The organism is Erythrobacter sp. Alg231-14 (assembly GCF_900149685.1).
Taxonomy (GTDB): domain Bacteria; phylum Pseudomonadota; class Alphaproteobacteria; order Sphingomonadales; family Sphingomonadaceae; genus Erythrobacter.
Window position 1 is genome coordinate 2,242,809 of sequence record NZ_LT702999.1, and the last position, 13,741, is coordinate 2,256,549.

Annotated in this window: 9 protein-coding genes; 5 read left to right on the forward strand and 4 right to left on the reverse strand. The window is 57.5% G+C overall.

Annotated elements, in window-relative coordinates:
• Positions 1-27 precede the first annotated feature (27 nt).
• Entirely contained in the window at positions 28-1,455 is a 1,428-nt protein-coding gene (locus BQ8290_RS10750; protein ID WP_108790043.1) for an aldehyde dehydrogenase family protein, read from the forward strand.
• Between the two features lie 84 nt (positions 1,456-1,539).
• Here BQ8290_RS10750 and BQ8290_RS10755 read toward each other — a convergent pair whose 3' ends face one another.
• Entirely contained in the window at positions 1,540-2,892 is a 1,353-nt protein-coding gene (locus BQ8290_RS10755) for an alpha/beta hydrolase family protein (RefSeq protein ID WP_337661323.1), read from the reverse strand.
• 97 nt (positions 2,893-2,989) lie between these two features.
• Here BQ8290_RS10755 and BQ8290_RS10760 point away from each other — a divergent pair, with 97 nt between their 5' ends.
• From BQ8290_RS10760 to BQ8290_RS10770, 3 genes are read left to right on the forward strand one after another with little or no spacing between them, the layout of a single operon-like run.
• A complete protein-coding gene (locus BQ8290_RS10760) occupies positions 2,990-3,910 on the forward strand; it encodes an MBL fold metallo-hydrolase (protein ID WP_108792305.1) in 921 nt (306 codons plus the stop codon).
• Positions 3,907-5,307, forward strand: coding sequence for a phosphotransferase (locus BQ8290_RS10765; RefSeq protein WP_108790047.1), 1,401 nt, complete (start codon positions 3,907-3,909; stop codon positions 5,305-5,307). The genes BQ8290_RS10760 and BQ8290_RS10765 overlap by 4 nt, the downstream gene beginning before the upstream one ends.
• On the forward strand, positions 5,247-6,533 hold the full coding sequence (locus BQ8290_RS10770; protein ID WP_108790049.1) for an acyl-CoA dehydrogenase family protein: 1,287 nt from the start codon (positions 5,247-5,249) through the stop codon (positions 6,531-6,533). The genes BQ8290_RS10765 and BQ8290_RS10770 overlap by 61 nt, the downstream gene beginning before the upstream one ends.
• On the opposite strand, the gene BQ8290_RS10775 is transcribed toward BQ8290_RS10770, so the two are convergent.
• Positions 6,530-7,492, reverse strand: coding sequence for a bile acid:sodium symporter (locus BQ8290_RS10775; RefSeq protein WP_108790051.1), 963 nt, complete (start codon positions 7,490-7,492; stop codon positions 6,530-6,532). The genes BQ8290_RS10770 and BQ8290_RS10775 overlap by 4 nt on opposite strands.
• Before the next feature lie 94 nt (positions 7,493-7,586).
• Between BQ8290_RS10775 and BQ8290_RS10780 the strand changes: the two genes are divergently transcribed.
• Positions 7,587-10,901: an amidohydrolase family protein gene (locus BQ8290_RS10780; RefSeq protein WP_108790053.1), complete on the forward strand. Its 3,315-nt coding sequence runs from the start codon at positions 7,587-7,589 to the stop codon at positions 10,899-10,901.
• A gap of 16 nt (positions 10,902-10,917) precedes the next feature.
• On the opposite strand, the gene BQ8290_RS10785 is transcribed toward BQ8290_RS10780, so the two are convergent.
• Both BQ8290_RS10785 and BQ8290_RS10790 read right to left on the reverse strand, forming a co-directional pair.
• Positions 10,918-11,643 (reverse strand): sigma-70 family RNA polymerase sigma factor, encoded by a 726-nt coding sequence (locus BQ8290_RS10785; RefSeq protein WP_108790055.1) that lies wholly within the window; start codon positions 11,641-11,643, stop codon positions 10,918-10,920.
• Positions 11,640-13,715 (reverse strand): FHIPEP family type III secretion protein, encoded by a 2,076-nt coding sequence (locus BQ8290_RS10790; protein ID WP_108792307.1) that lies wholly within the window; start codon positions 13,713-13,715, stop codon positions 11,640-11,642. Before BQ8290_RS10790 ends, BQ8290_RS10785 begins: the two co-directional genes overlap by 4 nt.
• Positions 13,716-13,741 lie beyond the last annotated feature (26 nt).

The following is a 13,741-nucleotide window of genomic DNA, read 5'->3' on the forward strand; positions in this document are numbered from 1 at the left end:
TCCCATTTGGGACGAGAGAGGAAAAACATGGTCACTCAATATAAGAACCTGATCAATGGCGAAATGATCGACACCGGCGAATGGCTCGATGTGGTCAATCCGGCAAACGAAGAAGTGATTGGCCAAGTTCCGGCATGCGGACAAAGCGAATTGGACAGCGCGGTTGCCGCTGCACGCGCCGCATTCAAAACATGGAAAAACACCCCGATCGAAGAACGCCGCGCCGCTATCATGGCGATGTCTGGTGCGATCAAAGAGAACGCCGATGAATTGTACCGTTTGCTGACCAGCGAACAGGGCAAGCCGCACGATCAAGCCAAAGGCGAAATTTTCGGCGCAGCCGGGATGAGCGCAGCGCAATCGACATTGGAATTGGCCGATGAAATCAACGAAGACAGCGACGCCCGTCTTAGCCGCACGCGCCGCGTGCCAGTGGGTGTGGTTGGCGGCATCGTGCCGTGGAACTTCCCAGTAATGATGGCCGTTCAGAAAATCGCACCGGCTATGTTGTCGGGTTGCACGATCGTTCTGAAACCATCGCCGTTTACACCGCTCACAACGCTGCGGATCGCCGAATTGATTGCTGACAAAGTCCCCGCGGGCGTGGTCAACATCATCACGGGCGAAGACGATTTGGGCCCGATGATCACATCGCATCCTGACATCGACAAGATCACCTTCACCGGTTCGACCGCGACGGGTAAGAAAATCATGGAAGGCGCGAGCGCCGATCTGAAACGGATCACGCTCGAACTTGGTGGCAATGACGCGTCGATCGTTATGCCGGACGCCGATCCTAAAAAGGTCGCGGAGCAATTGTTCTGGGCCAGCTTTAGCAATGCGGGCCAAATCTGCATTGCTGCAAAGCGCGTCTACATCCACGAAGACATCTATGATGAATTGTCACAGGCGATCGCCGACTACGCGAAAAACGTCACCGTGGGTGATGGCGCGCAACAAGGCACCGGCGTCGGACCGATCCAGAACAAGAAACAATATGACCGCGTTCTTGAACTGATCGAAGACGCTAAGGACAACGGCTACAAATTCCTTTTGGGCGGTGACAAAGATCCGTCCGGTTCGGGATATTTCGTGCCGCTAACCATTCTGGATAACCCACCGGAAGACGCACGGATCGTTGCCGAGGAACAGTTTGGCCCGGTTATGCCGTTGATGAAATTCTCGACCGAGGATGAAGTCATCGCGCGCGCCAACAATTCCGAATACGGTTTGGCTGGTGCAGTGTGGACGGCCGACACCGAAAAGGGTGTTGAGATGGCTGAAAAATTGGAAACCGGCACTGTCTGGGTCAACGAAGCGCTGCACCTGTCCCCGTTCGCTCCGTTCGGCGGACACAAGCAATCGGGCTTTGGCGCCGAATATGGCAAGGAGGGTTTGAAAGAATTCACCTATCCTCAGGTCATCACCGTCAAGAAAGACAGCGTCGTCGCATAAACCCAAACGGGTTTCTGCTTAGGCACAAAAAAGGGGCCGCTCGGATAGAACCGGGCGGCCCCTTTTTGTTACGCATGGGTTTGGTTATTCGCCCACTGCCTTGCGACGCATTTCCAAGCCCAAGGCCCAACGGCGTTGAAAGCCGCGCCAATGATTGGGTGCTTCATCGCCGGCGACTGTGCCGTTCAATTGTTCGCCAAAGCCGATGTCCCAAGTGCCGTCGTTTGAATCTACGGTTGGGACATTCAGATAAGCGTCCATCGCTTCATCCCCTTTCAACGTCCGATCGAGGAACGCCGCGACGAAATGTTGATTGATCCCGTTGATGCGATCCTGTCGCCACACCGGCTCATTCATGAATTCGATCGCGCGAAACGGCGCGCCATCATCGAAACTCAAAGCGTTGCCGACGATGTTGTGCCGCGCATTGCGATAGACCAGCATATGCCGATTGGTCGCGGACAATTGATCAAAGATCCAGCTGACCCCTTCGTCAAAATTGGAAACATCGTCCTCCGCACCTGAAACCAGCAAGACCGGCACCGTGATGCCCGCCAACCCTTGGGATGACCAGACGCGATTGTCCGGCTGTCCTCCCCACGGGGCAAAGGCGATGACGGCATCGATCCCGGTTTCCGCATCCGCCGCAGCCCGAACCGGTGCCATGGCGTCGTCGGGCACGGCGTCGAACGTGCTGCTGTCATAATCGTAATCGCCACCGGCGCTGGCCAAGGCACCGTAACCACCCATCGAATACCCGATCATGCCGATATTCTTCGCGTCAACCAAAGCGAACGGTCCGTCTTGTTCGGCGGCAACATTGTCGAGAATCTGGGCCAGTACCTGACGTTGATCCAGTGATCGGCTGGCCAGAACTTTTGCAAAGGAATGCAGAAAGTCGGTCGCCCCTTCCAACTTCATATCGGCATGATCAATCGACGCGACCACATAGCCGCGCGATGCAATATGTTCGGCCAGATTGCTGAATTGGGTGCTCCAGCCGTTAAAGCCATGGGACATGACGACGAGAGGGAATTGGTCTGCATATTCACCGGCATCAACCGGCGTCGCATCGGCGAATGAGCGCCCCTCATAATCGAACACGATCGGTTCCATGCCCGGTGGTTCCATCGTGTGGGAATACGCAATCGGGGCCGCGCCCGAAGCGGGGTTCGCCGGGTAATACACCCGCACTTGCAATTCGCGCGTTTCGGTTTGTGTTCCGCCCGTTGCCATATCCAGTTTCCCGAAGGTCACACGATCACGCAGAGCAAAGGTCATTTCCTGTGTGCCGACCTTGAAATCGCCCGGCCGCCCCAATTCGGGCACTTCTCCGGGAGAACCTTCGTGCACGGTTGGCGTCGCAACATAGGCGGCGGTCGCGCCGCCAACGCCCACAAAGGCAAGAGCGGCGAGAGCAATATGGCGTTTTTTCATCACAGATCCGTTTTCAAGACTAACAAATTGCACCGCTTGCGGCACGGTGGGTTTCCGGTGCACTCTTCGCAGCGAAATTGGGAAAGGGGAAGACCGCATGAGCGATGCGCTTGCGCAGTGGCAGATCGGGCACGCAACGATCACAGCGGTGGTGGAGCAGGATTTGGTCATGGATGGCCTGATCAGCAAAGCCAAGCCTGAGGCCCTCGCCCAGATCCCGTGGTTGCATCCGCATTTCGTGGATGCAGATGGACGGATGTTGGCGCTGGTCCAATGCTTTGTGATTGAAATCGACGGCAAGATAATCGTGGTCGACACATGCGTTGGCGATGAGAAAGATTTGCCCAGCGATCCGGCATGGCATCGCCAACATTTTGGACTGCTTCGAAAATTTGCCGATGCTGGGTTTGATCCGGCGGCAGTGGACATGGTGTTGTGCACGCATTTGCACCTGGATCATGTGGGCATCAACACGCAATTGATCGACGGCGAATGGGTGCCAACCTTCCCCAACGCTCGATATCTTTTTGCACGGACGGAATACGAACATTGGGAAGCGGAGGCGAAGAAAGACCCCGTTGATCCCAGCACATTGGAACGTCCATTTGACCGTTATCAGGCTGGTTTTCAGGCGACACAGAAACGCGTGCATGAACAATCGGTAGAGCCTGTGATGCAAGCCGGTTTGGCGGAATTGGTTGATCCGCCGTGTGAACCCATTCCCGGCATTCAGCTGGTCCCAACCACGGGGCACACGCCGGGTCATGTCAGCGTGGCTGTGCATTCCCAAGGGGAAGCCGCGTTGATCACGGGCGATGCATTCCATCACCCATGCCAGATTGCTCGGGCCGATTGGGCCACTGTCGCGGATTATGACCGCGCCGAATCGTCCGCCACCCGTGCGCGCATGTTGGAAGAATTGGGCGCATCGGGCGCTTTGATGCTGGGCACTCATTTTGCGCGGCCAACCGGCGGGCGCGTTGTGCGAGACGGAGACAGTTGGAAGATGGAAGTATGATTGCCGCCGATGAACTATTGCTTGGTCTAGAGCGGGTTTGCGCGCGCGCTGGCATTGGTGCGCCATCAACGCCGCAACGCCTAACGGGCGGGGCCACTATGGAAAGTTGGCGCTTTGCATGCGGGGCCGATGCCTATGTTCTGCGCCGCGCGCCCAGCCTTGAATTTATGGAAGGCCGACCGTTTGGCCACGACGTCGAAGCCGCCATCATCCGCGCCGCGTTTGCAAAGGGGGTGACCGCACCAGAAGTTGTGGCGGAATTAACTCCGGACGACGACATCGGCAGCGGATTTGTTATGCGCGCATTGCCCGGCACGCCCAATCCAAAAGAAATTTTGGCGATGGATGACGCGGCGGGATTGTTGAAGGAGGCGGCGCGCGATCTGGCGCGGACTCATTCTATTGGTCGCACCGACTTGCCCGGCGCCGTACCAGTGATGGATTATAGAGAGGCTATCGCTGATCTTAAATCGCAGTTTTACGAAGCTGGCGGCGATCGCCCGATCATCGCGCTGGGCCTGAAATGGATGGAGGACAATTGCCCCGACCCATGCGATCCGGTTCTAATCCACGGCGATTACAGGATGGGCAATCTTTTGGCAGAACCCGGCAAGCTGACCGGCGTGCTCGATTGGGAGCTGGCCCATTTCGGCGACCCGCATGAAGATCTGGCGTTTGGCTGTATGGCGGTGTGGCGGTTCGCCCGGTACGATCGCCCCGCTTTGGGACTTGGCTCGCTTGAGGAATATTTTGCCGCCTACGAAGCCGAAAGCGGTGTCAAAATTGACCGCGATCGGTTCCGCTATTGGATGATCCATCGTACCGTTTGGTGGGCGATGGGCTGCCTTAGAATGGCGGAGCAATGGCGCACCGGTGCGGACCGGATGTTGGAACGTGTGGTGATTTCTCGGCGGACCAGCGAACAGGAATTGGACCTGCTGATGCTGTTGGAGGAAGATGCTCCGGCGGAGGAGCGCAGGCCCGCATTGGAGATTGAAGACATCCTCGATGATGAGGACGGCGAGGCCAGCAATGGTGAAATTGCAACCGCGATCTCTGAATGGCTTTCGACCATCAAGGACAAGATGGAAGGGCATGACCGTTTCCAACTGGCGGTCGCTCGCAACGCGTTGGGAATGATTGCGCGCGATGATTCGATTCTCGCGTTCAGTTCGGATTTGCAGCTTGCCGACGAAATTTCCGACGGTGAAAAGAGTTTGGAGACGCCGGGCTTGCTTACGCAGCTTAGGTTGGATGGATTGAACAAATTGCTCGGCGATGTGCCGAAATACCCTGCGCTTGATGCGGCGGGTGAAAAATGGCTTGGAGAAAATGAATGGACTTCGCAGTCTCACAAGAATTGCAGGATTATCTGGCCGAACTCGACGCCTTTATAGACACCGAGATCAAGCCGCTTGAACAGCAAGACGACAACATCCGGTTTTTTGATCACCGCCGCGAAGACGCGCGCACCGATTGGGATCGCGAAGGATTGCCGAATGAAGAATGGGAGGCCTTGTTAAAAGAGGCCACATCGCGCGCGGACAAGGCCGGGCATTGGCGGTTTTCTGCGCCCAAGAAATATGGCGGCAAGGACGGATCAAACCTTTGGATGGCCGTGATCCGCGATCACTTTGCGCAAAAGGGGTTGGGCCTGCACAACGATTTGCAAAACGAACACAGCATCGTGGGCAATTTCCCCTTTGTTGAAATGTTCGAACAATTCGGGACCGAGGCGCAGAAACAGGAATTCATCAATGGCGGTTTTGAACGAACCAAACGCGCCGCCTTTGGCCTGACGGAAGGGGCGCATGGATCCGATGCAACCCATATGGAAACCAAAGCAGTTAAGGAAACCCGCGACGGTGTGGCCGGATTTCGCATCGACGGCGAGAAAATGTGGATCACCGGGATGCACAAGGCGACCCATTGCGCGCTGTTTGCGCGGACGAGCGGTAAGGCTGGGGACGCGCAGGGCATCACCTGTTTCCTCGTTCCAAACCCCAATGAAGGCATCAAAATCGAAGAGTGGATGTGGACTTTCAACATGCCGACCGATCACCCGCGGTTGTCGATCAACAATGTCTGGGTGCCGGAAAGCGTGATCCTTGGTGAAGAGGGCAAAGGCCTCGCTCTGGCGCAAAGCTTCGTCCATCAAAACCGCATTCGCCAAGCCGCAGGTTCATTGGGCGCAGCGACATATTGCGTTGAGGAAAGCGTGAAATACGCCCGCCAGCGCAAGCCATTTGGAGAAGAATTGGCCAAGAACCAAGCGATCCAATTCCCACTGGTTGAGCTGGCGACGCAATGCGAAATGCTGCGGATGCTGATCTACAAAACCGCCTGGCAGATGGACAATATGCCGCACAAAGAGATCGCGAATACGATCTCTGACAAAGTGTCGATGTGCAATTACTGGGCGAACCGGCTGGTCTGTGAAGCCGCCGATCGCGCCATGCAAGTGCATGGGGGCATCGGTTATTCGCGGCACAAACCGTTCGAACACATCTATCGCCACCACCGCCGCTATCGCATCACCGAAGGCGCGGAGGAGATTCAGATGCGCAAAGTTGGTGCGTATCTGTTTGGATATTTGGGGCCCAAGCGGGGGATGTACGGCTAACCACGCCGACGCCACCAACTTGCCAATATCGACCCGATAAGCACGTGCCACACCGCAGAAATCGCTGCTGGCACGGGGGCTAGAGCGGCTTGTTGGATGTCTGCAAACTGCGCGGCAAAGGCGGGGGTTTTGGCGAGGCCGGAGCCCAGTCCTGAATTCTGCATGCCGACCTCGATGGAAATGGTGCGTTGTTCCGGCACGCCCAGCCCCAGTACCCGTGCAAGCAAAAACCCAAGGCCAAAGCCGATAGAATGAAGCAGCAAAGTGGCGATCAACAATGTGCCCGCATGCTGCGCAATCTGCGCCTTGGCACCGCCCACGATCCCGCCCACGATCAGGATCACCAACACGATCGCAATGAGTGGCAGGATCGCGCTGACCCGGGCCGCAGCGCGCGGGAACAATTGATTGAGCAGCGTGCCGAGCACCACCGGCACCAACACAATCGCGACCATATTGCGCAGCAAATTCCAACGGTCGATCTCAACAAAGGTCCCCGCAAGTTCACCCGTTAACAGAGGCGTCAAAACCACCGCAGCGAGCGTTGAGACCATCGTCATCGCCACAGATAAGGCGACATTGCCGCGCGCAAGATATGTCACGATGTTCGACGCAGTGCCGCCGGGGCAACAGGCGACAAGGATCAAGCCAACGGCCAATCCCTGTTCTAGGTCCATCCCCCACGCAATCGCAAAGCCCGCCAGAGGCATTACCAAAAATTGCAGGCCAACACCCGCGACCAACGCTTTGGGTAAAGTGGTCAAGCGACGGTAATCTTCAAATGTCAGCGTCAACCCCATCGCCAACATGATTAGGCCCAATGCAATGGAAAGCAGCGGCTGTCCGCCGATTGTGATGCTGCCATTGGTCATCCAAGTGAACAGACCCGGTTGAAACCAGGCGAGACCCACACCGAGAACCGTAAGGATCGCGAAATTGTTGGTGATGATGCGCAGCACGTTGTTTGTCCGATCCCGGTTGGCTTCTGACTGGTTGCTCTAGCAATATCGTTGCGCGCCGCTAGTGTCCTGTTCCAAATAGGGGAGAGAATTCATGCGTCGTTTCACCGCTCAAATCACCGGCACTTTGCTTGCCGGTTCGGTGCTCACAATGCCGTTTGCAGCCATCGCACAGGATGATGATAGCGAAACGTGGGACGTCGAAGCGCCGCGCGGGGCGACGATCGAACAAGTTCCGATCCAAACCGATGAAGGCACATGGATGGATGTCGATGTGTCGCCCGATGGGCAAACCTTGGCGTTCACAATGTTGGGCGACATTTACACTATGCCGATCACGGGCGGCACGCCGACACGGATCGCGTCGGGCCTCGCTTGGGAAGTGCAGCCGCGGTTTTCTCCCGATGGATCGCGCATCGCATTCACATCCGATCGCGGCGGTGGCGACAACATTTGGGTGATGAACACCGATGGCTCAGACATGCGTCAGGTCACGGATGAAAATTTCCGGTTGCTCAACCAACCAAGCTGGTCGCCGGATGGTCGTTTCATCATCGCGAAAAAGCACTTCACGACCGGACGTTCGGCCGGGACGGGTGAAATTTGGATGTACCATGTGTCCGGCGGCGGCGGCGTTGCCATCGTTGAACGGCCCAATGAACAACAGCAAAAAGAGTTGGGAGAGCCGGTCTATTCCCCCGATGGCGGTGCGATCTATTACACGCGCAACACCACGCCCGGTAACACCTTTATATACGCGCAAGATTCGCAAACTGGGATTTTTGCGATTGAGCGGCACGATCTGGAAACGGGCGAAGTCACTACGGCGGTGGACGGGTATGGCGGCGCGGTGCGGCCGACACCTTCACCCGACGGGACGCAGATCGCGTTTGTGCGGCGTGACCGGGATCAAAGCCAGCTTTGGGTGAAGGACATCGCCAGCGGCCAAGAGCGGATGATTTACGGCGCGCTCGATCTGGATTTGCAGGAAACATGGGCGGTTTACGGCGTCTATCCCAACATGGATTGGACCCCGGATGGCGGCTCAATCGTATTCTGGGCCGGGGGTAAATTGCGGCGGATTGACCGCGACGGATCAAATATGGCGGTGATCCCGTTTTCGATCGACGACACGCGCGGCGTGGCCGATGCTCCGCACCCTGACATTGAGGTGTCGCCGGATAGTTTTGTAACGTCGATGCCGCGCTTTGCGCAGCTTTCCCCCGATGGCAGCCGGGTTGTTTTCGAAAGCCTTGGCCGACTTTACACCAAATCGGCCAGAGGTCGGGACGGACCACGGCCGCTTACGACGGCTCAGGATGGGTCCATAGAAGCGTTTCCCGTATTCAGCCGGGATGGCGCACAGATCGCCTATGTCCGTTGGACCGATGAGGAATTGGGCCAGATTGTCGTCACCGACGGCACCGGTGCGAACCCGCGCGTAATCACCCAAGAACCGGGCCATTACGCTAACCTCACATTCTCCCCCGATGGCAGCCACATCGCGTTTGAAAAACGCAGTGGCGGGTATCTCACCTCTCCCAGCTATTCGGAAAACACCGGCATCTATATGCTGTCCACTTCTGGTGGAGAGGCGATCCGCGTTAGCCGCGCGGGATCAAACCCACAATTTGGCGCTGACGATGCACGGATATTTATGACCATGCGCGAAGGCGGCGGGCTTGCGCTTGTTTCCTCCGATCTCACCGGTGAACGCCAACGCACCCATGTCAAAGGCGATCTCGCCAATGATTTCCGCGTGGCGCCCGACGGCATGACGGTTGCGTTCCGTCAGAATTACGAAGTGTTCGCGATGCCGCTTCTGCCCGGCGGTCAGGCGGTTTCCGTTAGCGAAAGCGGCGGTGCCTTGCCGATCACCAAGGTCAGCGAAGGCGGTGCGGATTACATCGGTTGGGCCAACGGCGGCGAGACCGTCTATTGGTCAATCGGCGCGCAAATGCGTCAGGCGCAAGTGGCCGATTTCTTTGGCGATGGACCGCCGGCAGAAGAAACGGATGACGATGGGTATTCCCCACCGGAAACCGGTATCTCGATGGCAATGACGGTCCAATCCGCACGACCCGAAGGCACAACAGTGATCACAGGCGCCCGCATTTTGACGATGGCGGCGGGTCTCGATGATCAAGATGCCGGGGTCATCGACAACGGTGTTATCGTGATCGAAGGGGATCGGATCGCCGCAATCGGCGCAACGGGCTCTATCGATATCCCTGACGGCGCGACCATGATCGATGCGAGCGGGCGGACAATCATGCCTGGACTGGTCGATGCACACGCCCACGGGCCACAGGGGATTGGCGATTTCATCCCGCAACAAAACTGGCGGATGGTTCAAGATCTGGCGATGGGCGTGACCACCATTCATGATCCTTCCAACGATGCGAGCCAAATCTTTGCCGCGGCCGAACGCCAACGCGCCGGACTGCTGTTGGCGCCGCGCATCTTCTCCACAGGTGAGATCATTTATGGAGCCAAGGCGCCCAGTGTGTATGCGCGGATCGACAGTTACGATGACGCTTTGGCTCACGTCCAACGGATCAAAGCGCAAGGCGGCATTTCGGTCAAAAACTACAATCAACCGCGCCGCGAACAACGCCAAATGGTTGCGCGTGCGGCTGCGGCCGAAGACATGTTGGTCGTGGCCGAGGGCGGCTCGCTGTTCGGGATGGATATGAACCTCATCGCGGATGGCAATTCGACGATTGAACACAATGTGCCTGGCGACGTTTTCTACGAAGATGTCCTACAATTCTTCAGCCAATCCAATTCGAACTACACGCCAACTTTGAACGTCACCTATGGCGGTCTTGCGGGTGATCCCTATTGGCGTCAGGCGACCGACGTGTTCGACCACCCTTTGATGATCCACACACCGCGGCGCCTTTTAATGGCGCAAACCGGACGCCGCACGACCGCGCCGGAATGGGCGTTTGTCGATGACAATGCCGCGCGGGAAGCCCGCAAATTGGCGCAACGCGGCGTTCGTGTTTCGATTGGCGCACACGGCCAACAGGCTGGCGTCGATGCGCATTGGGAGCTTTGGAGTTTCGCACGCGGGGGCATGAGCCCTGTTGAAGCGTTGAAAGCGGGCACGATCTCTTCGGCGCAATCTTTGGGTATGGCCGATGACATCGGCAGCCTAGAGGTTGGCAAACTGGCCGATCTTGTTGTTCTAAGCGCGGATCCCAGCGTCGATATTCGGAATTCCGATGACATCGTTCATGTGATGTTGGGCGGGCGTTTGTACGACGCCTTGACCATGAATGAAGTCGCCACCGGCGATGCAACACGTCGGGCCTATTGGTGGGAAGGCGGCGGCGCAGCCGAAGGGGCGGTTGGTTCCGAAGCCGCAACCCACGCGGCCGATGCTCACGCCGACGGCGATTGATTGCGGGCCATTCCGGCTAACTCGCGTCCATCAATCCGCGTAGGTCTTTTAAGGCTTTTGAACGGAGTTGATGGACGCGGGGCACGCTCACTTCCAACACTTCGGCGATTTCCGTCAGGTTCAGTTCTTCGACGAAGAACAATTGCAGGACCAATTTGAGGCGGTCGGGCAACTCGGTCATCGCCGCGATCAACCGGTCGCGATCCTCCTGTCCGCACAACACTTCAAATGGGTCGGGCTCTTCGCTGGCGAAGGCGGTGTTGGCGTCATCATATTCGTCGCTGATCGATGTCAACGTGATGGCAGACGCTTCGATGTCCAACAATTCGCTGTCGCTGACGCCCAACGTTTTGGCGATTTCGCCGCGAGTGGGATCGGCGCCGGTTTGTGCTCGAACGTTTTCGACTGCTTGGTTGTATCTTGCCCGCTTTTTCCGGGCGGTGCGTGTGTCGTTCATTTGTCGGCGCAACACATCAATCATCGCGCCGCGCGCCCGAATCTTGGCGTAGGCGGCAAAGCCATCTTCGGTCGGGGCGTTGTGACGCTGGGCGCATTCGGTCAACGCGACGACGCCGGCCTGAACCAAATCCTCGACTTCCAATCCGGCGTGACCCATCCCATAAACATGCCACGCCGCACGGTGGACCATTGGCATGAACCGCCGCACGCGGTCTTCGACTTCGCCGCGCGATGCGGTGATATAGGCTCTGGCACCGGAGAAACTGGCGTGATCGTGCTTCATGCTGCCATGGCTCCTTGGGCTGGGGATGGCAGACCACCAGGTGCCGCCAATTGCGCGGGTTCTTCTGCGCCGATGACGCCAATGACTTCGACCGGTTGGGTCGCGGGCAATTCATTGATGGATAGAACAAGACATCGGCTTGCGCGTTGACGCAGCAATCCTGCCAATGCGCGGCGGGCCGGTGGTTGCACGATTAGGGCGATCGGCGCGTTGGCCGCATCGATCAAATCAATAATGCCGCCAGCGATCATACTGGCACAATCGGGTTCTATGATCGGTTGCCCAGTGGCGGGATCGATCATGCCGCCCAAGATCGCCCCTTCGAGAGAGGCATCCAGTGTGACGACCTGCAACCGTTCGCCCGGTTCGCAAATTTGCGCGACCAATCGCGCGCCAAGGTCGCTGCGCACGATGTCGATAATCGCGTCAAAATCCTTTGTTTTCTGCAGGGCTAGGGCAAGGCTGGTGAGGAGCGGTTGCGGATGGTTCAACGCGATGCCGTCTTCGATCAAAGCCCGGAAAATGCGCGTCATGGCGGCTAATGACAGTGGATCGGGATGGATCGCCTCAAGCAGCGCCGGTGCCCGATCTTTCAGATCATCAATCACCGTCCGCACTTCTTCGGGGCCTAACATTTGATGGCTCTTGGCGAGCAGTTCTTGGTTGGTGTGCGTGGCGATCACGGTGCTGGGATCAACGGTTAGGAACCCTTCTGAAACCGCATGATCGCGGGCGCCGGGATCAATCCAAAGTGCCGGGCAATCGAAACTGGGATCACGGGTCGCGTCGCCCATGATACCATGACCTGGCCGCACATCGCCGGTGTCGATCGCCAACAATTTGGATGGCTTGGCCGACCCATGCGCGATGACCAATCCGCCCATAGTGACGCGATATTCATTGGCCCCGGAATCCAGGGAATCGCGAATGCGGAATTGCGGCAAGACAAAACCCAAATCGCGCGACAATTGTTTGCGAATGCCCGTAATTCGGGTCAAAAGCGGCGCGCCTTTGTCTTCATCAACCAGATGCACGAGGCCATAACCAAGCTCTATCGTAACCAAGGTTTGATCAGACACATCGGCGATGTCGATCCGGTCTGGCGACACCTCTTCGAGCGGTGTTTCGTCAACTTCTGGCGCGGCCGCACGGGTGCGCAATGTCCACCAGATCGCGCCGGCGATTGCGGCGGCGGGAAGAAAGATGGTTTGGGGCATAGCCGGGACCATGCCAATCGCGGCCAATATCATGGCGACCGGCAGCCAACCGCGCGGATCGGAAAACTGGCCGCCTATTTGCCCTGCCAAATCGCGGGTGTCGGAAACACGTGTAACAATGGCGGCCGCTGCAATCGACAAAAGCAAAGCAGGCACTTGAGCTACCAAGGCATCGCCCACCGCCAAAGTGATGTAGAGTTCGCCCGCCTCACTGGCGGATAGGCCGTGGCTGATCATGCCCAATGCGAAACCGGCAATGATGTTCACGCCCAAAATCAAGAGCGCGGCGATGGCGTCGCCTTTCACAAATTTCGATGCACCGTCCATGGACCCATAAAAGTCGGCCTCAACTGTGACTTCGCGGCGGCGATCGCGCGCTTCGTCGGCGGTGATCAATCCGGCGGCAATATCGGCATCAATCGCCATCTGTTTGCCCGGCAATGCGTCGAGCACAAACCGCGCGGACACTTCGGAAACGCGCCCTGCACCTTTTGTGATCACGATCATATTGATGATCAACAAGATGGAGAACACGAACAGCCCAACTGCGAAATTGCCGCCGACTAGAAACTGGCTGAAACTGGCAATGATATCGCCCGCCGCATTGCCCCCTTCGTGCCCTTTCACCAACACGATCCGGGTGGATGCCACATTGAGCGCAAGTCGCAGCAAAGTCGCGAACAGAAGGACGCTGGGGAATGACGAGAAGTCGAGCGGCTTGCGCGCGTTCAGCGCCACCATCAACACCGCAAACGCAATCGCAATGTTGAGGACAAAGAACAAGTCGAGCAACAATGGCGGAATTGGCAGTACGAACAAAACGAACAGCGCAAAGATGCCAAGTGGCAGCACCATCGCCGCCGGGACGGCGCGCAGGCGGT

Coding starts and splice junctions, on each gene's coding strand:
- BQ8290_RS10790 (WP_108792307.1), bottom strand. CDS start 13,715: ATGGTGCTGCCACTTGGCATCTTTGCGCTGTTCGTTTTGTTCGTACTG.
- BQ8290_RS10785 (WP_108790055.1), bottom strand. CDS start 11,643: ATGAAGCACGATCACGCCAGTTTCTCCGGTGCCAGAGCCTATATCACC.
- BQ8290_RS10755 (WP_337661323.1), bottom strand. CDS start 2,892: ATGAAAAAACGCCATATTGCTCTCGCCGCTCTTGCCTTTGTGGGCGTT.
- BQ8290_RS10765 (WP_108790047.1), top strand. CDS start 3,907: ATGATTGCCGCCGATGAACTATTGCTTGGTCTAGAGCGGGTTTGCGCG.
- BQ8290_RS10760 (WP_108792305.1), top strand. CDS start 2,990: ATGAGCGATGCGCTTGCGCAGTGGCAGATCGGGCACGCAACGATCACA.
- BQ8290_RS10780 (WP_108790053.1), top strand. CDS start 7,587: ATGCGTCGTTTCACCGCTCAAATCACCGGCACTTTGCTTGCCGGTTCG.
- BQ8290_RS10770 (WP_108790049.1), top strand. CDS start 5,247: ATGGACTTCGCAGTCTCACAAGAATTGCAGGATTATCTGGCCGAACTC.
- BQ8290_RS10750 (WP_108790043.1), top strand. CDS start 28: ATGGTCACTCAATATAAGAACCTGATCAATGGCGAAATGATCGACACC.